This is a genomic window from Nonomuraea sp. NPDC049649 (assembly GCF_040675175.1).
GTDB lineage: Bacteria > Actinomycetota > Actinomycetes > Streptosporangiales > Streptosporangiaceae > Nonomuraea.
Window position 1 is genome coordinate 569,469 of record NZ_JBFAOH010000001.1, and the last position, 17,003, is coordinate 586,471.

Consider the following 17,003-nt stretch of genomic DNA (forward strand, 5'->3'; position numbering starts at 1 on the left):
GTGCCCGGCTCACGCCGCTTAGGGTGGCTCTATGGACGCAGGCAAGGCGATCATCGAAACCGTTGAGAAGCTCCGGCAGCGGCGCACCGCCCCGCTCGTGCTCGAACTCGACCTCACCGAGGGGCTCACCGAGGGGCCGCCCTCCGACCCGGTGGCCGCGCTGCTGTCCATGCGCAAGCCGCGCCTGTCCGACGTGCTGGGCGGGCTCCGGCGGGCCCGCAGGGACCCCCGGGTCAAGGCCCTGATCGTGAAGATCGGCGGCAACCCGATCGGGCTGGCGACCGTGCAGGAGCTGCGCCAGGCCGTCGTCCAGTTCCGCGCCTCCGGCAAGCAGGCCGTGGCCTTCGCCGAGACGTTCGGCGAGTTCGGCGCCGGCACCGTCCCGTACTTCCTGGCCAGCGCGTTCGAGCGGATCTACCTGCAGCCCAGCGGCGACGTGGGGCTCACCGGCGTGGTCGTGGAGCAGCGCTTCCTCAAGAACGCGCTGGACAAGCTCGGCGTCGTCTTCGAGGGCGCCCAGCGCCACGAGTACAAGACCGCGGCCAACACCTTCACCCAGGACCACATGACCGAGCCGCACCGCGAGTCGGTCGCCCGCATCGTGGAGTCCGTCACCGAGCAGCTCGTCGCCGGCATCGCCGAAGGCCGCCGGCTCGACCCCGCCAAGGTGCGCGAGCTGATCGACCGCGGCCCGTTCATCGGCGCCGAGGCGCTGGAGGCCGGGCTGGTCGACGCCCTGGCCTACCGGGACGAGGTGTACGGCGAGGTCAAGCGCGCCGCCGGGGAGGACGCGCACCTGCAGTACGTGTCCCGCTACCACCGGGCGGCGGCCGTCAGGAAGCTGCCGCACCCCACCGCCGACGGCATCGCGCTCGTCCACGGCAGCGGCGCGATCCGCACCGGGCGCAGCGGCCGCGGCCCGCTCGGCGGGGGCGGCGCGATGGGCTCCGACACGATCAGCGCCGCGCTGCGCGCCGCCCGCCGCGACGAGCACGTCAAGGCCGTGGTGTTCCGGGTGGACAGCCCCGGCGGCTCGTACGTGGCCTCCGACACGGTCTGGCGTGAGGTGGTGCTGACGCGCAAGGTCAAGCCCGTGATCGTGTCGATGGGCGACGTGGCGGCCTCCGGCGGCTACTTCGTCTCGATGGCCGCCGACGTGATCATGGCCCAGCCGGGCACGCTCACCGGCTCGATCGGCGTGTTCGGCGGCAAGCCGGTGCTGTCGGAGCTGCTGGAGAAGATCGGCGTGAACACCGAGCAGGTCGCCGAGGGCGCGAACGCGGGCATGTTCTCCACCTCGCGCGGCTTCTCCGCCGAGCAGTGGGCGCGGATCGACGCCTGGCTGGACCGGATCTACGACGACTTCGTGGGCAAGGTCGCCCAGGGCCGCGGCCTGACCCGCGAGCGCGCCCACGAGCTGGCCCGCGGCCGGGTGTGGACCGGCGCCGACGCCCGGGAGGGCGGCCTGGTCGACGAGCTGGGCGGCCTGGAGGACGCGCTCCAGCTCGCCAGGAAGCGGGCCGGTCTGGCGCAGGACGCCCCGGTCCGCGTCTACCCGAAGCTGAACCCGCTGGAGCGCCTGCGCGGCCCCGAGTCCAGCGAGGACAAGGCCGCCGCCCTGGCCAGGATGCGGCTGGACGCCTGGGGGCCGCTGGCCCGGCTCTCCGCCGAGCTCGGCCTCCCGGCGGCCGGTCCGCTGGCGCTCCCCGCGTGGTACACGATCCGGTGACGGGGGTCCTCGCCGCGTCCGTACGTACGAGAACGCGCGGTCAGCTGCTCACCGAGCGGTAACGGCCGCGCAGGCGGATGAGGGGCTGCAGCCCCGGGGTGACGTAGTCGACGGCCAGCACCCGCGCCACGAACAGGGTGTGGTCGCCCGCCGGCACCACCTGTGTGGTCTCCGCCTCCAGGGCGGCGACCCCGCCGTCCAGGACGATCGCGTCCGAGTACGGGCCGCGATGGTGCGGGGCGCCGGCCACCAGGTGGCGGGCGCTCGGCCGGCCCGCGGCGGCGAACCGGCTGGCCATCGCCGTCTGCCCCGACGACAGCAGCGAGCACGCCCACCGGTCCTGGCGGAGCAGCACCTCGCAGACGTAGCCGAGGCTGCCCAGGCTGATGAGGACCAGCGGCGGGTCCAGCGACACCGACATCAGCGCGGAGATCGTGACGCCCAGGTCGTCGCGGCCGTCGCGCACGGTGACGACCGACACGCCCGCCGCGAGCTGCCCCATCGCGTCGGTGAACTCGCTCACCGCCCGGCCCTCCGGGATCCGGGGAGCCGGGCGGGGCGGGTCACCCGAGGCCGTTCGACTTCAGCCATTCACCGGCCACCATGGCGGGCTCGTCCTTGTTGACGGCGATCTTCTGCATCATGTCGAGCAGCGAGTCCGTCGTCAGCTTGGCGGAGATGTCGTTGAGCGTCGTCCGGACCGTGTCGTCCACCCCGGCCTTGTTGACCAGCGGGGTGACGTTCTGGGCCGGGAAGATGTTCTTGGTGTCCTCCAGGGGCACCAGGTCGTTGACGGTCATCTTCGGGTCGGTGCTGAAGACGTTGCCGACCTGGATGGAGCCGTCCTTGATGGCGTCGGCCGTGGTGGGCCCGGTGGGCTTCCACTCCTTGAACTCGATCCCGTACACGTCCTTGAAGGCCTGCTCCCAGCGGTTCTTGAACTCCGGCGGGCCGCCCACGACCATGTCCTTCGACACCTTGGCCAGGTCGTCCATGGTGGCGGTGTTCTGCGCGGTCTCCTTGGTGACGGAGAGCGTGTCCTTGTCCTCGGCGGGCGAGGAGTCGAGCACCTCCAGCTCCGGCGGCAGCTTCTCCGCGAGCGCGGCGTTGATCTCCTCGGCGGTCGACGCGGTGTTCTCCTTGTCGACGTAGGCGAGCAGATTGCCGTTGTACTCCGGCACGATCGTCAGGCCGCCGCTCTTCACCTGGTCGTAGACGACCTCGCGGCTGCCGATCCGCGGCTTCTCCTCGACCTGCACGCCCTTGGCCTCCAGCGCCTGGGCGTAGATCGACGCGAGCAGCACGCTCTCGTCGAAGTCGAACGACCCGATCACGACCGTCCCCCCGCCCGAAGCCGACTCGCTCGGCGACGCGGCCGTGGTCTCCAGCGGGTTGTCCCCGCCTCCGCCACAGCCGGCCAGCGCGAGCGCCGCGGTCAGAAGCAAGGCCGCGGTACCGAACATGCGTCTCATCAGTTGTTTCCCCTTCTAGCGGGAGATTGCTCACGTACTTTCAGCCGCCGGCTGACCCCCGGAGAGACGGTCACCCTCTGCACGAGCGTGAACCCGAACTGCACCACGAGCGCGAACAGCACGATCAACACAGAACCCCCGAAGACACTCGAATAGTCCTGTGTCGCGAAACCGTCGATGACGAACCGGCCCAGCCCGCCCAGCCCGGTGTAGGCGGCGACCGTGGTGGTGGCCACCACCTGGATGGCCGACAGTCGCAGCCCCAGCAGGATCAGCGGCAGCGCCACCGGCACCAGCACCTGCCCGAGCACCTGCCCGCCGCGCAGCCCCATCCCGTACGCCGCGTCGCGCAGCTCCGGGTCGACTCCCCTGATCCCCTCGAAGGTGTTGACCAGGATCGGCGGCACGGCCAGCAGCACCAGCGGGATGATCACCGGCCAGATCGAGGCGGTGCCGAGCAGCAGCACGAACAGCACCAGCACGCCCAGCGTCGGGATCGCCCTGGCCAGGTTGGCGGAGACCACCACGACCAGGTGGCCCCTGCCGGTGTGCCCGATCAGCAGCCCGAGCGGCACCGCGATCAGCGCGGCGAGGAAGAGCGCCAGCGCGGAGAACTCCAGGTGCTCCAGCAGCCGCATCGGGATCCCGTACGGCCCGGACCAGCGCGCCGGGTCGGCGAAGAAGTCGATCAGCCAGTTCACGTCGTCCTCCGCGCCCGCTCCCAGGGGGTGAGCAGCCGCTGCGCGAGCACCAGCAGCCCGTCGGCGACCAGCGCCAGCAGCACGATGAGCGCGATGCCGACGATCACCGGCGGCAGGAACGGGTTCTGGTAGGCGCGGGTGAACAGCATGCCGAGCCCGCCCTGCCCGATCAGCGCGCCCACGCTGACCAGGCTGATGCTGGAGACGGCCACCACCCGCAGCCCGGCGATCACGACCGGCGCCGCGATCGGCAGCTCCACCCGGATGAGCCGCCGCAGCGGCGTGAAGCCCATCGCCACGGCCGACTGCCGGACGTGCTCGGGCACCGCCCGGATGCCGTCGACCACGGCCGGGATCAGCACCGCGGCCGCGTAGAAGGTCAGCGGGATGATCACGGTGACCGGCGACAGCCCGGTGACCGAGATCAGCATCATGAACAGCGGCAGCGACGGCAGCGCGTAGAGCACGTTGAACAGCGCCGCGGTCGGCTGGTAGAGCCAGCGCCACCGGATGCAGGCCAGCCCGAGCGGCAGGGCCAGCGCCAGCCCGGCGACGATCGGCACCAGCGACATCAGCAGATGGTCACCGAGCAGGTCCCTGATGCTGCCCGCGCGCCCGGTGTCCCAGTTGCGCGCGGTCCACTCCCACAGTGAGGGCGGCCCGTCACCCATCGGCGGTCTCCGTCAGCGCCTCGTCGAGCGCCTGCCGGGTGGCCACGCCGACGACCTTGCCCTGCTCGTCGACCGCCACCGCGTGGCCGGACGGCGACAGCAGCGCCGCGTCGAGCGCCGCGCGCATCGAGTCGCGGCCGTGCCGGAACGTTCCCGCCGGTTCCAGCTCGCCCGGCCGCCCGCGCGCCACCCACCCGGCGGGCCGGCCGTCGGCTGTGGTCGCGAGCAGCCACGGCTCGTCGCCGTGCCCGTCCGTGCCCTCTTGTACGGTCAGGTCCGTACGGAGCTTGAGCCCGCGCGTCGAGACGAACTGCAGCCGGCGGATCCCCCGGTCGCGCCCGAGGAACTCGCGCACGAAGTCGTCGGCCGGCTCCGTCAGCAGCGTCTTGGGGTCGGCGAACTGCGCCAGCTCGCCGCCCACGCGCAGCACCGCCACCCGGTCGCCCAGCTTGATCGCCTCGTCTATGTCGTGGGTGACGAACACGATCGTCTTGTTCAGCTCGGCCTGGAGCCTGACCAGCTCGTCCTGCAGGCTCGTCCGCACCACCGGGTCGACCGCGCTGAACGGCTCGTCCATGAGCAGCACGGGCGGGTCTGCGGCGAGCGCCCTGGCCACCCCGACCCGCTGCTGCTGCCCGCCGGAGAGCTGGAACGGGTAGCGCTCGGCCAGCGCCGAGTCCAGGCCGACCCGCTCCAGCAGGTCCATCGCCCGGCCGCGGGCCCGCTTGCGGTCCCAGCCCAGCAGGTACGGGACGGTGGCGATGTTGTCGAGCACCTTGCGATGCGGGAAGAGGCCGGCCTGCTGGATCACGTAGCCGATGCCGCGGCGCAGCACGGCCGGGTCGACGCTCTCCACCGGGGCGTCGTCGAGCAGGATCCGGCCCTCGGTGGGGTCGATCATTCTGTTGATCATCCGGAGCGACGTGGTCTTGCCGCACCCCGAGGGACCGACGAGCACGGTGGTCTCCCCCGTCCGCGCCTCGAGGCTGAGACGGTCCACCGCGACCGTCCCGTCCGGATAGCGTTTGGTGACAGCGTCGAACGTGATCACGCGCGACCTCTCGCTTTCGGGCGGGGCCGCGACCCCCTGCCACGACCGCACCATGATCTGCTGAACCCACAGACTACGGCGATCCATCCCCGTCTGTCCCACCGGGTCCGAACTGAACCGCTTCACCGATCTGGGATTCCCGAGTAATCAGCGCGCCGATAGTGCGCTCGACTTGGGATTGTTGGCATGATTGATTACCACTGTCCCCACACTCACCCCCCGCACTCACCGGCGCACCGCACCCCCCGCAGCGTCCGCCTTTCTCAGTAAGAGGAACCGGTCCCGTGACACACCCGCTCACCGGTCAGCGCTCCCGCCGCGAGCAGATCGCCGAGCTCTACGACAGTCACGCCGCCGGGCTGTTCGTCTACTGTGCCGATCAGCTCGGCGACCTCGGCTCCGCAGCCGACGTCCTGGCGTCCGTCCTCACCAGCGCGCCGGAGGAGCCCCCGCGAGCCGCCCTGTACGCCTTCGCCCGCCGCGAGATCCACCGCCGCGACGTCGTCTACGCCCCGCCCGTCGTCGACCCGCTGACCGACCCCGCCTCCGCCCTGGTCGAGCGGATCCTCCGCGAGCTGCGCCCGCAGCAGCGCGAAGTCCTCGTGCTCGGCCACGTCTGCGGGCTCGACCTGGCCGAACTCGCCTGGGTGCTCGACGTGGCCCCCGACACGGCGGAGGAGCTGGCGCTCAGCGCCGCCCACCGGTTCCGGCAGGTCCTCAACATGGCGCTCGCCGCCGACGCCTCCCCCGTCTCCAAGCCGCTCGCCGACGTCTACGGCGCGCTCGCCGTGGCGCCGCTCCGCGACGTGCTGGGCCGCCTGCCCTGGCCGGAGCCGCCGGGGGCGCTCCGCATCCACCTCGCGGGCTCCAGCACGGCCGAGCCCGCGCCGCTGTTCACCAAGGCGCGCTGGCCCGTCCCGCCGGCCTGGCCGCAGCCCGTCGGCGACCCCGACCCGGCGACCACGACCGGCCTCTTCCCCCGCGGCCTGCTCACCCCGCCCTCGCCGTCGCACACCCCTGACCACGACGCGACCACGACACCGATGCCGAAGTACCGCGAGGACGTGCGCGAAGGCCCGGCGGGGCCGGCCGCCTTCGACACCCGGCCGCCGAGTGCCGGGTCCCTGGCGCCCTTCGACTCCCTGAAGGAGAACCGGGCCGCGCAGTCCTTCGAGGCCTTCCGCCCCAAGAAGGCCGCCCAGCCCGGCCGCGCGACCCCACGCGGCGCGGTCCCCGGCATGGGCGATTCCCTGTCACCCCGCGGCACGGTCCCAGGCCTCGGGGAGCCTCCGCTGTCACCCCGCGGCGCGGCCCCCGGACAGGGCGAGCCACCGCTGTCCTCTCCTGTCGGTTTCCTGACCGGCGGCGATCTGCTCGACGACCTGCCACCGGCCGCCCTTCCGGCGCCGCCGGAGGTCGCCCCGGCGCCGCCGGCGACCGGCGACGTCCTCTTCGGCTCCTCCGCTCGCCAGGCGAGCCCGCTCTTCACCCCGCGCGGCCGGCCCAAGGAGCCGGTCTACCGCATGCCGCCCGACCCGGCGCCGAAGGCCCCGGCCGCCGACTCCGCGGCGTCGCCTTCCCGTACGGACGACTCACCCGCAACCGGCCCCGATGCGGACAGCTCCCGCACGACCGGCACGGACGCGGGCAGCCTCCATGCGACCGGCCCGGATACGCCCGACCCCCGCACGACCGGTTCGGATGCGGGCAAACCCCGCACTCCCGGATCGCATGCGGACAAACTCCTGGTGACCGGCTCGGATATGGACAGCTTCCGCGCCATCGGCTCGGACACGGCTGAGCTTCCGGCGACCGTCGGCAAGCCCCGCACCCCGAGGTCTCGCCCGGCCGCCAAGCCGCGGTCCGCCGGGCCGAAGGGGCGGAAGCCGCACCCGGCCAAGGGCAGGAAGAAGCAGCGCCGCAGGCGTCACCACGACTGGGCGTGGGAGCTGATCGGCTTCCTGATCTGCGTGGCCATCGCGATGATCGTGTTCTTCTCGGTGCCGATGATCATCACGCCGTGAGGCCGCTCACCTCGGCGGCCTGGGCAGGCTGAGCCCCAGCATGGTGATCAGCTCCCGCTGCACCTCGTTGACGCCGCCGCCGAAGGTGAGCACCAGGCCGCCCTTGACGCCCCGGTCGGTCACCTCGATCAGCTCGGCCGTCGCGGGGTCGGCCGGGTCGCCGTAGCGGGCCAGGAGGTCGCCGACCAGCCGTCCCGCCTCCTGCATCCGCTCCGAGGCGTAGATCTTGGTGGCGGAGGCGTCGGGCGCGCCCAGCCAGCCGAGGTCCATGTTCGCCGCGACCTGCCAGTTCAGCAGCTCGTTCGTACGGAAGAAAGCCCGGACGCGGCCGAGCGCCCGCCGCACGTCCGGCTGGTCGGCCAGGCCGGTGCGGCGCGCCCAGGCGAGCAGCCGGTCGTAGATCTGGCCGAGGTTCCCGGCGGGGCCGAGGGTGACACGCTCGTGGTTGAGCTGGTTGACGATCAGGTCCCAGCCCTTGCCGACCTCGCCGACCACCATGTCTACCGGGACGCGGACGTCCGCGTAGTAGGTGGCGTTGGTGTGGTGGCGGCCGTCCATGGTGGTGATGGGCGTCCAGGAGAAGCCGGGGTCGTGCGTGGAGACGATCATCATGGTGATGCCCTTGTGCCGCCTGGCGTCCGGGTCGGTGCGGGCGGCCAGCCAGATGTACTGGGCGTAGTGGGCGCCGCTGGTGAAGGTCTTCTGGCCGTTCACCACGTAGTGGTCGCCGTCGAGGACCGCCGTGGTGCGCAGCGAGGCCAGGTCGGTGCCCGCCTCCGGCTCGGTGTAGCCGATCGCGAAGTGGCACTCGCCCGCCAGGATGCTCGGCAGGAACCGGTCCTTCTGCTCAGGCGTCCCGTACTGCATGATCGTCGGCGCGACGGTCTGGAGGGAGATGAGCGGGTACGGGACGCCGGCGCGGGCGATCTCGTTGGCGAAGATCTGCTGCTCGACCGGGCCGAGACCGGCGCCGCCGTACTCCTTCGGCCAGCCCAGGCCGAGCTTGCCGTCGCGGCCGAGGCGGCGGCAGTGCGCCATGTACGCCTCGCCGAACGGGTCCTCGGCGATCTTCGCGCGATCCTCGGGGGTCAGGCAGGAGGCGAAGTACTCACGCAGCTCGTCGCGGAGCCGGGACTGTTCCGGGGTCAGGTCGATGAGCATCAGGCGAGCGCTCCGATCAGGTCGAGCTGGGCCTCGGCGCCGCCCAGCTGGTGCGCCAGGTGCTTGGCGTGGGCGAAGTAGCGGTGCAGCGGGTACGTGACGTCCAGGCCCAGGCCGCCGTGCAGGTGCTGGCAGGTGTAGAGGGCGCGGGCCGCTTCGCACGCGTGGAAGGCGGCCAGCGCCAGGTCCTCCTCGGCGGGCAGGCCCGCGGCCAGCCGCCAGGCGCCCGACCACATCGCCACGTCGAGCGCCCGCGCCGCGATGTAGACGTCCGCGACCTGCACGGTGACGGCCTGGAACTCGGCCAGCGCCCGGCCGAACTGCTTCCGGTTCCTGACATGCTCGGTGGTCAGCCGCAACGCCCCGGCCAGCACCCCGGACGCCTGCGCCGCGACGGCCGCCGTATAGATCTGCCGCACCCCCGCCACCGCCTCCGGCCCGGCCACCCGCTCCGCCGGCGCCCCCTCGAACGTCACCGTCGCGACGTCCTCCCCCGTCGAAGCGAACTCCGCCACCCCGACGGCCACCCCGGCTCCGGCCCCTGATCCGGCCGCGGCCTCTTCGCTGTCGCCAGGGGACACCTTTGCCGATTGGGCGGTCTCACTAGTCCTGACGGACCCCGTCCCGATCACAACCCCGTCGCGGTCGTCAGGAGACCCCTTCGTCGCGGCAGGTCCCAAGTCGGCGGTCTCGCTTGTCGTGGTGGACCCCGCATCCCCTTCTCGGTGATCAGGGGACTGTTTCGCTGGGGCGGGGACCAGGAACAGGCCTTCGGCGGCGGTGACCAGGACGTCGCCCTCGGGGTAGGCGACGCCGGATTTGCGGCCGGTCAGCGCCCAGCCGTCCGGGGTGCGCTCGGCGGTCGTGGCTGGCGGGTCGGCGAGGGCTTTGCCGGGTTCTCTGATGGCGATCGTGGAGACGGCGGCGCCGGTTAACCGTTTCTGGTGTTCGGGGGCGCCGTACAGGCTCGCGGCCAAAGTGCTCACCAGGGTGGCGGCGAGCGGGCACGGGACGGCGCGCTGGCCTGCTTCGCGCAGGACGACCGCCATTTCGACGGGGCCCAGCCCGGCGCCGCCCGCGTGCTCGGGCGCGCAGATCGCGGTCAGCCCGGCCTCGCGCAGCGCCTGCCAGAGCCGCTGGTCGTACGGTGCGCCGTCGCGTTCGTGCGCTTCCAGCCGTTCCAGGCTCGCTTCCTTGGCCAGCAGGCCGGCGGCCAGGTCTCGCAGGGCTTCCTGGGTGTCGTCGAGGCCGAACTCCATCTGCCCTCCACCAAGCGCTAGGCCAATCCACTCGGAAACTAGAACAGATTCCAAAATCTGTCTAGTGCCGATTAATACGAACAATCCTCGATATATCCGGATAACGCGAAAGACATGCACTGATAGGCCTTCTTTGTGACTGGCGAGTAACAAGCCGGGGCATCGGGAAATCAGATAACGTGTTCTTATGCGTACCCCGCAGGCGGCCTCCGAAGGAGCCATCGCCACACCCCCCACCCAACCTGAGGGGACCATGGAGCACGATCCCGAACCCGCTTCGGGCGGGCAGGGCGCCCGCTCGCGCAGTCAGCACCAGCGCCGCAAACGCATCGTCCAGGCCGCCGCGGCCCTCGCCTCCCGGGGCGGCGTCGAGGCCATGCAGATGCGCACCGTCGCAGAGCGGGCAGGCGTCGCGCTCGGCACGCTCTACCGCTACTTCCCGTCCAAGATGGACCTCGTCGTGGCGGTCGTCGGCGAGGAGATCGACCTGCTGGAGAGCAGCATCGAGCGACGCCCGCCGAGCGCCGACACTCCGTCGGGGCGCGCGGTCGACGTGCTCATGCGGGCGACCCGGGGGCTGATGCGCGAGCCCGAGCTGGCCGACGCGCTGATCCGCTCGCTCATCCTCGCCGAGGACGTCGAGATCCCGCTCGGCGACCGCATGGCCGCTCTGCTGCTCCGCGTCGCCACCGGCGGCGTCACCGCCGACCAGGCCACCGAGGAACAGCTCGCGCTGGCGGGCTCCCTGGCCAGCGTCTGGGTCCAGGAGCTCCTGGAGATCCTCCGGGGCCGCCGCACCCTCGACCAGGTCCAGCGCCGCATCGAGATCGCCGCCGCCCGCCTCCTCGACGACCTCTGACAGACGAACTCGTCCCGGACCACCTGATCACTGAACCAGCAGAGCGTGAGGCGAGGGCGATAGCCGAGGCAGCCTCAACGACGACTTGTGCCGTGACATCCGGGTCACGTCACCAACCGGGCGCGAAGTGGTGTGAGGCGGGCTCGGCGACCTGTGACACCGACTTCAGCGCTCCGGCGACTCGTGCCGGGCTATCTGGTCGCGGAACCAGTCCAGGACGAAGCGGTGTGAGGCGAGGCCGTAGTCGAGTGTCGCGCGCTGGTAGGCGGCGACGTCAAGGTGTTCCGCGGGGATGTCCAGGGTGTCGAGCCGCTGGTCGAGGGCCGTGAGCCTGGCGAGGTCGGTCTCGATGCGCGCGGTGATGCGGCGGAGCACCGGGACGCGTTCGCCCGGCTCCAGCAGGCCGAGGAAGAAGAGCCTGGACAGCGCCGCGGTCTCCAGGTCGGGGCCGGCCGGCTCCGCCGTCATCCACGCGCGGAACTCCTCGCGGCCGGAGCCGGTCACGCGGTACGTCTTCCGCCCCCGGCCTCCGGGTTCGACGCTGGCGACCTCGATGTGCCCCTGGGCCAGCAGGATGTCCAGCGCGCGTTTGATGCTGCCGGAGCTGGCGCTGTAGAAGAGCGCGACGCCTGCCTCGAAGTTCTTGACGAGGTCGTACAGGCTCTGCGGGGCGATCAGGAGCAGGCCGAGGATCACGTAGGACATGAGCCGAGCCTAGCCCGTTGACTCTCTTAGGCATGTCTATTAGACATAATCAATGTCGCTCATCACGCACGCCCACGACAACGACGTGCCCGCCGACGTCGACCGGCGGCTGACGGACCTGCTGAAACGCCTGGTCAGCCGGCCCGGCATCCACCACGCCACCGTCGCCGTGGCCACCGGCGACGGGAAGCGGCGCTGGTCCGCGGCCGGCGGGCTGACCCCCGGCACCCCGTTCTTCCTCGCGAGCGTCACCAAGCGGTTCATCGTCACGCTGGTGCTGCAGGCCCGCGAGCGCGGCGAGCTGGAGCTGGACGCCCCGATCGGCCGCTACCTGCCGGCCGGGACGACCGCCGGGCTGCACGTGCTCGGCGGCGTCGACCGGACGCCCGAGATCACGGTGCGCCACCTGGCGAGCCACACCTCCGGCCTGCCCGACTACTTCGAGCACCGCCGCCGCGGCCCCACCCTGTTCCAGCACCTGGCCGCAGGGCGCGACCAGTCCTGGACGTTCGAGGACGTGCTGCGGATGACGCGCGAGCAGCGCCCGCACTTCGCACCGCAGGACCTCACCGCCGCACGGCAGCGGGCCCGCTACTCCGACACCGGCTTCCAGCTGCTCATCCGCGTCCTGGAGACGGTGACCGGCCGCTCCTTCGCCGACCTGCTGTCCGGCCGGATCCTCGGCCCGCTCGGCCTGACAGGCACCTGGCTCCCGGGCCACGCCCCGCCGCACGCCCCGGCGCCCTCGCCGCTCCACGCGCGCCGCCGCCCCGTGGACCTGACCGCCATGATCGCGTCAAGCAACGACCTGTACGGCACCACCGGCGACCTCCTCACCTTCCAGCGGGCGCTGCTCGGCGGCGCGCTCTTCGACTCGGTGGACCTGCCGGCCGAGCGGCGCAACCGGCTGCGCGACATCCCCGTGCTCCGGTACGGGCTGGGCACCATGTTCTTCACGGTCAACCGGTTCAGGAGGCCCCTCACTCTGGCGGGCCACTCGGGCGTCACCGGGACGTGGCTCTTCCACTGCCCCGAGTACGACCTGCACCTGGCCGGCACCGTCGACCAGACGACGGCGCGGGCCCTCCCCTTCCAGATCATGACGCGGTGCCTGAGGGCTTGGCGGACGTGACCGGACCTTTGCGGATGACGACTCTCCGCGGACTCGCTCGTACGGGCACAGAGGGCGCAAGCTGGTACGCATGAGGATGCTCGCGGTCACCCAGGACGCGCTCGGCGGCCCTGAGGTGCTGAAGGTGACGGAAGTGGACAGGCCGGTGCCGGGGCCGACCGAGGTGCTGGTGCGGGTGGAGGCGGCCGGGGTCAACCCGACCGACTGGAAGTCGCGGGCGCGGGGCGGGTTCCTGGGCGAGCCGCCGTTCACGCTCGGGTACGACGTCTCCGGCGTGGTCGTGGACTCCGGGATCGGGCAGGCGCTGTACGAGCCGGGTGACGAGGTCTTCGGGATGCTGCGGTATCCGTACGGCAACGGGGCCTATGCCCAGTACGTCGCCGCGCCGTCCCGTCACTTCGCCCGCAAGCCGTCGCAGGTCGATCACGTGCACGCGGCCGCCGTGCCGCTGGCCGGGCTGACCGCGTGGCAGGCGCTGGTGGACGTCGCGGGGCTCAGAGGCGGGCAGCGGGTCCTGGTGCACGCGGCGGCCGGCGGGGTGGGGCATCTCGCGGTGCAGATCGCCAAGGCGCGCGGCGCGTACGTGATCGGCACGGCGAGCGCGGGCAAGCACGAGTTCCTGCGCGGGCTGGGCGCGGACGAGCTCGTCGACTACCGCACCACCGACTTCGCCGAGGTCGTGCGGGACGTGGACGTGGTGCTGGACGGCATCGGCGGCGAGTACGGGCTCCGCTCGCTGCGCACCCTGCGGCGGGGCGGCACGCTCGTCACGCTCCCGCTGTCGGAGCTGGACGAGCGCCTGCACGCCGAGGCGGCGGAGCGGGGTGTACGGTCGGCGGCCATGCTGGTGGAGCCCGACCACGCGGCGATGCGTTCGCTGGCGGCGCTGATGGAGGCGGGCAGGCTGCGCCCGGAGGTCTCCGCGGTGCTGCCGCTGGCGGAGGCGGCCAAGGCGCACGAGCTCGGCGAGACCGATCGCACCACCGGCAAAATCGTCCTGACCGTCCCGCACTGACGCTCCGGCGAACTGTCGGTGGCGTCGTCTATACAAAGACGCATGAGCAAGAGGCCATCGAACGAGGAGTTCCTCCGGCAGGCCGACCCGATGCGCCGTGAGCTGTTGGCCCACTGCTACCGCATGATGGGCTCGGTCCACGACGCCGAGGACCTGGTGCAGGAGACCTACCTGCGGGCCTGGCGTCACTATGACGGGTTCGAGGGCCGCTCGTCGCTGCGCACCTGGCTCTACCGCATCGCCACCACGCAGTGTCTGACCGCGCTCGACAGCCGCGGGCGCAGGCCGCTGCCGGCCGGGCTGGGCGCGCCCGCGTCCGAGCCGGCGGCGCCGCTGGTGGAGCGGGGCGAGGTGCCGTGGCTGGAGCCGGTTCCCGACGGGATGGTGGGCGCGGGCGGCGACGACCCGGCCGCCATCGTCACCGCCCGCGAGAGCATCCGGCTCGCGTTCGTCGCCGCCCTGCAGCACCTGCCGCCGCGCCAGCGGGCCGTGCTGGTCCTGCGCGACGTGCTCAAGTGGCGGGCCGCCGAGGTGGCCGACGTGCTCGACACCACGACGACGGCGGTCAACAGCATGCTCCAACGCGCCCGCGCCCAGCTCGCGCAGGTGTCGCCGAGCCCCGACGACCCGCCCGGGCCGCTCACGGCGGAGCAGCGGGAGCAGCTCGACCGTTACGTGGCGGCGTTCGAGTCCTACGACATCGGGGCGCTCGTCGACCTGTTCACCAAGGAGGCGGTCTTCGAGATGCCGCCGTACGACGGGTGGTACGAGGGGCCCGACGCCATCGGCCGGCTCGTCGCGACGCACTGCCCGGCCAAGGGGCCCGGCGATCTCCGGCTGGTGCCGGTGCGGGCCAACGGGCAGCCCGCTTTCGGCATGTATCTGCGCGACGGCGGCGCCTATCGGGAGTTCGCGCTGCAGGTGCTCGATTTCGACGGGCCGCTGATCAGGCATGTGGCGATGTTCTTCGAGGCGGGGATTTTCGCACGCTTCGGCCTGCCGCTCAGGGCTTCCGCATCAAAGTAGAACAAGTTACAGTCGCGACCAGAGTAACGTTCTGGAGGCGACCGTGCGCACACCCGTCATCGTCGAGGCCGTCCGCACCCCCATCGGCAAGCGCGGCGGCTGGCTGGCCGGGCTGAAACCGCAGCAGGTGCTGGCCACCGCGCTCAACGGGCTGATCGGGCGGGCCGGAGTCGATCCCGCGCTGGTCGACCAGGTGTTCGCCGGGTGCGTCACCCAGGCGGGCGAGCAGGGCGGCCACGTCGGCAGGCACGCCTGGCTCTACGCCGGGCTCCCCTATCAGACGGGCGTGACCACGGTCGACGCCCAGTGCGGCTCCTCGCAGCAGGCGGTCCACCTCGCGGCGGCCATGATCGCGGCCGGGGCGATCGACGTCGGCGTGGGCTGCGGCGTCGAGGTGATGAGCCGGGCGCCGCTCGGCAGCAACGTGCTGCCCGCCAACCCCAGGCCCGACGACTGGACCATCGACCTGCCCGACCAGTTCACCGCCGCCGAACGGATCGCGAAGCGGCGCGGGCTCACCCGTGAACGGCTCGACTGGTTCGGCGCCCGGTCCCAGCAGCGGGCCGCCAAGGCGTGGTCCGACGGGCGGTTCGAGCGCGAGATCGTCCCCGTCGGGACCGTCACCAAGGACCAGGGGCTGCGCGAGACCACCGTCGAAGGGCTGGCCAGGCTGAAGCCGGTGCTGGGCGAGGACGCCCGGCACACCGCCGGCACCTCCTCGCAAATCTCCGACGGGGCCGCCGCCGTGCTGCTGACGAGCAGGGAGACCGCGCTCCGCCACGGGCTGCGGCCCCGCGCGCGGATCCTGGCCCAGGTGCTGGTCGGCGCCGAACCGTACTATCACCTGGACGGCCCGGTGGACGCGACCGCGAAGGCGCTGGCGTCGGCCGGGATGACGATCGGCGACATCGACCTGTTCGAGGTCAACGAGGCGTTCGCGGCGGTGGCGCTGTCGTGGGCGCAGGTCCACGAGCCCGACCTCGACCGGGTCAACGTCAACGGCGGCGCCATCGCGCTCGGCCACCCGGTCGGCGCGACGGGCGCGCGGCTGATCACCACCGCGCTGCACGAGCTGGAACGGTCGGACCAATCCACGGCGCTGATCACCATGTGCGCCGGGGGCGCCCTGGCCACCGCCACGATCATCGAGCGCGTCAAGTGACGGCACGCAAGTCCTACGCCGAGCAGCGCACGGTCGATCTCGGGTTCGGGGTGTGGAGTGTGCCCGTGCCGATTCCGGGCAATCCGCTCGGCTACACGCTGGTGTACGCGATCGAGTCGCCGCGCGGGCCGGTGCTGGTGGACGCGGGCTGGAACCACCCCGACGCGTGGGCGGCGCTGCGTGACGGGCTCGCCGCGGCGGGGATGGACGTGGCGGAGGTGCACGGGGTGGTCGTCACCCACTTCCATCCGGACCACGCGGGGCTGGCCGGGCAGGTCAGGGAGGCGTCGGGCGCCTGGGTCGCCATGCACGAGGCGGACGCGGCGATCGTGGACCTGATGAACGGCGTCTCCCCCGATGCGCGCAGGAGCTTCCAGGCCGACATGCTCCGCCGGGCGGGGGCGCCCGACGAGGACGTGCCCGGGGACAGCGACGGCGCCCGGCCGCAGCCGCCCGCGCCGGCGGACCGGCGGCTGCGCGACGGCGACCTCGCCGACCTGCCCGGCAGAAAGCTGCGGGTGGTGCACACGCCGGGACACACCCCGGGTCACGTCTGCCTGCATCTGGAGGACGCCGACCGGCTGTTCACCGGCGATCACGTCCTGCCCGGCATCACCCCGCACATCGGGATCTATCCGCTCGACCGGGACGATGTCGATCCGCTGGGTGACTTCCTGGAGTCTCTGGACAAGGTGGGCGAGCTGGGAGAGCTCGGCGCCCTGCCCGCCCACGAGTGGATATTTCACGATGTGGCGGCGCGGGCCGCGCAGATCCGTCACCATCACGAGGAGAAACTCGAACGGCTCCTCGCCTCACTGGCCGACCGCGCGGAGCCGCAGACCATCTGGGAGGTCGCCGCCATGATGACGTGGAACCGGCCCTGGCCGGAGCTGCCGCCGATGCTGCGCGGCCTGGCGGCCGGCGAGGCCGCCGCCCACCTGCGCACGCTGGAGGCCCGCGGCGCGCTCCGCCGCCTCCCGGGCGGGGATCCCGTACGGTTCCAGGCCCTAGAATCCTAGACATCCGATGTCTAGGG

Annotated in this window: 16 protein-coding genes; 8 read left to right on the top strand and 8 right to left on the bottom strand. The window is 72.1% G+C overall.

Annotation, left to right across the window (positions count from 1 at the left end):
* Window positions 1–31: 31 nt before the first annotated feature.
* Window positions 32–1,729: a signal peptide peptidase SppA gene (sppA, locus tag AB0J42_RS02675; RefSeq protein ID WP_364287838.1), complete on the top strand. Its 1,698-nt coding sequence runs from the start codon at window positions 32–34 to the stop codon at window positions 1,727–1,729.
* Between the two features lie 40 nt (window positions 1,730–1,769).
* Here the strand turns inward: sppA and AB0J42_RS02680 are convergent, their stop codons facing one another.
* The 5 genes from AB0J42_RS02680 to AB0J42_RS02700 are packed head-to-tail and all read right to left on the bottom strand — an operon-like array spanning window position 1,770 to window position 5,624.
* Window positions 1,770–2,252: a flavin reductase family protein gene (locus AB0J42_RS02680; RefSeq protein ID WP_364287841.1), complete on the bottom strand. Its 483-nt coding sequence runs from the start codon at window positions 2,250–2,252 to the stop codon at window positions 1,770–1,772.
* 40 nt (window positions 2,253–2,292) lie between these two features.
* On the bottom strand, window positions 2,293–3,201 hold the full coding sequence (locus AB0J42_RS02685) for an ABC transporter substrate-binding protein (protein ID WP_364287844.1): 909 nt from the start codon (window positions 3,199–3,201) through the stop codon (window positions 2,293–2,295).
* Window positions 3,201–3,902: an ABC transporter permease subunit gene (locus AB0J42_RS02690; protein WP_364287847.1), complete on the bottom strand. Its 702-nt coding sequence runs from the start codon at window positions 3,900–3,902 to the stop codon at window positions 3,201–3,203. Before AB0J42_RS02690 ends, AB0J42_RS02685 begins: the two co-directional genes overlap by 1 nt.
* Window positions 3,899–4,573 carry an ABC transporter permease gene (locus tag AB0J42_RS02695; RefSeq protein ID WP_364287850.1) on the bottom strand — a complete coding sequence of 225 codons (675 nt, stop codon included), beginning with the start codon at window positions 4,571–4,573 and terminating at the stop codon, window positions 3,899–3,901. The genes AB0J42_RS02690 and AB0J42_RS02695 overlap by 4 nt, the downstream gene beginning before the upstream one ends.
* A complete protein-coding gene (locus AB0J42_RS02700) occupies window positions 4,566–5,624 on the bottom strand; it encodes an ATP-binding cassette domain-containing protein (protein WP_364287853.1) in 1,059 nt (352 codons plus the stop codon). Before AB0J42_RS02700 ends, AB0J42_RS02695 begins: the two co-directional genes overlap by 8 nt.
* Window positions 5,625–5,908: 284 nt before the next feature.
* Here AB0J42_RS02700 and AB0J42_RS02705 point away from each other — a divergent pair, with 284 nt between their 5' ends.
* Window positions 5,909–7,648, top strand: coding sequence for a hypothetical protein (locus tag AB0J42_RS02705; protein ID WP_364287856.1), 1,740 nt, complete (start codon window positions 5,909–5,911; stop codon window positions 7,646–7,648).
* 6 nt (window positions 7,649–7,654) lie between these two features.
* Here AB0J42_RS02705 and AB0J42_RS02710 read toward each other — a convergent pair whose 3' ends face one another.
* On the bottom strand, window positions 7,655–8,809 hold the full coding sequence (locus tag AB0J42_RS02710; protein ID WP_364287859.1) for an acyl-CoA dehydrogenase family protein: 1,155 nt from the start codon (window positions 8,807–8,809) through the stop codon (window positions 7,655–7,657).
* Complete coding sequence (locus AB0J42_RS02715) at window positions 8,809–10,068, bottom strand: acyl-CoA dehydrogenase family protein (protein ID WP_364287862.1); 1,260 nt, start codon at window positions 10,066–10,068, stop codon at window positions 8,809–8,811. The genes AB0J42_RS02710 and AB0J42_RS02715 overlap by 1 nt, the downstream gene beginning before the upstream one ends.
* 253 nt (window positions 10,069–10,321) lie before the next feature.
* Between AB0J42_RS02715 and AB0J42_RS02720 the strand changes: the two genes are divergently transcribed.
* Window positions 10,322–10,927 (top strand): TetR family transcriptional regulator, encoded by a 606-nt coding sequence (locus AB0J42_RS02720; protein ID WP_364288195.1) that lies wholly within the window; start codon window positions 10,322–10,324, stop codon window positions 10,925–10,927.
* A gap of 165 nt (window positions 10,928–11,092) precedes the next feature.
* On the opposite strand, the gene AB0J42_RS02725 is transcribed toward AB0J42_RS02720, so the two are convergent.
* A complete protein-coding gene (locus AB0J42_RS02725; protein ID WP_364287865.1) occupies window positions 11,093–11,632 on the bottom strand; it encodes a PadR family transcriptional regulator in 540 nt (179 codons plus the stop codon).
* A 52-nt stretch (window positions 11,633–11,684) separates the two neighbouring features.
* On the opposite strand from AB0J42_RS02725, the gene AB0J42_RS02730 reads away from it, so the two are divergent.
* The 5 genes from AB0J42_RS02730 to AB0J42_RS02750 all read left to right on the top strand — a co-directional run bounded on the left by AB0J42_RS02730 (window position 11,685) and on the right by AB0J42_RS02750 (window position 16,986).
* Window positions 11,685–12,764, top strand: a complete 1,080-nt coding sequence (locus AB0J42_RS02730) for a serine hydrolase domain-containing protein (RefSeq protein WP_364287867.1) — start codon at window positions 11,685–11,687, stop codon at window positions 12,762–12,764.
* Window positions 12,765–12,840: 76 nt separating this feature from the next.
* Window positions 12,841–13,779: an NADP-dependent oxidoreductase gene (locus AB0J42_RS02735; protein WP_364288198.1), complete on the top strand. Its 939-nt coding sequence runs from the start codon at window positions 12,841–12,843 to the stop codon at window positions 13,777–13,779.
* 42 nt (window positions 13,780–13,821) lie between these two features.
* Complete coding sequence (locus tag AB0J42_RS02740; RefSeq protein WP_364287869.1) at window positions 13,822–14,805, top strand: sigma-70 family RNA polymerase sigma factor; 984 nt, start codon at window positions 13,822–13,824, stop codon at window positions 14,803–14,805.
* Between the two features lie 43 nt (window positions 14,806–14,848).
* A complete protein-coding gene (locus AB0J42_RS02745) occupies window positions 14,849–15,967 on the top strand; it encodes a steroid 3-ketoacyl-CoA thiolase (RefSeq protein ID WP_364287871.1) in 1,119 nt (372 codons plus the stop codon).
* The gene (locus AB0J42_RS02750; protein WP_364287874.1) at window positions 15,964–16,986 is read left to right on the top strand and encodes an MBL fold metallo-hydrolase; all 1,023 of its coding nucleotides are present in this window, start codon (window positions 15,964–15,966) and stop codon (window positions 16,984–16,986) included. Before AB0J42_RS02745 ends, AB0J42_RS02750 begins: the two co-directional genes overlap by 4 nt.
* The last annotated feature ends 17 nt before the right edge of the window (window positions 16,987–17,003 follow it).

Bases quoted from the DNA above. Each gene is read 5' to 3' on its own strand.
- sppA (WP_364287838.1), top strand. From the start codon at position 32: ATGGACGCAGGCAAGGCGATCATCGAAACCGTTGAGAAGCTCCGGCAG.
- AB0J42_RS02685 (WP_364287844.1), bottom strand. From the start codon at position 3,201: ATGAGACGCATGTTCGGTACCGCGGCCTTGCTTCTGACCGCGGCGCTC.
- AB0J42_RS02695 (WP_364287850.1), bottom strand. From the start codon at position 4,573: ATGGGTGACGGGCCGCCCTCACTGTGGGAGTGGACCGCGCGCAACTGG.
- AB0J42_RS02710 (WP_364287859.1), bottom strand. From the start codon at position 8,809: ATGCTCATCGACCTGACCCCGGAACAGTCCCGGCTCCGCGACGAGCTG.
- AB0J42_RS02715 (WP_364287862.1), bottom strand. From the start codon at position 10,068: ATGGAGTTCGGCCTCGACGACACCCAGGAAGCCCTGCGAGACCTGGCC.
- AB0J42_RS02720 (WP_364288195.1), top strand. From the start codon at position 10,322: ATGGAGCACGATCCCGAACCCGCTTCGGGCGGGCAGGGCGCCCGCTCG.
- AB0J42_RS02725 (WP_364287865.1), bottom strand. From the start codon at position 11,632: ATGTCCTACGTGATCCTCGGCCTGCTCCTGATCGCCCCGCAGAGCCTG.
- AB0J42_RS02730 (WP_364287867.1), top strand. From the start codon at position 11,685: ATGTCGCTCATCACGCACGCCCACGACAACGACGTGCCCGCCGACGTC.
- AB0J42_RS02735 (WP_364288198.1), top strand. From the start codon at position 12,841: ATGCTCGCGGTCACCCAGGACGCGCTCGGCGGCCCTGAGGTGCTGAAG.
- AB0J42_RS02740 (WP_364287869.1), top strand. From the start codon at position 13,822: ATGAGCAAGAGGCCATCGAACGAGGAGTTCCTCCGGCAGGCCGACCCG.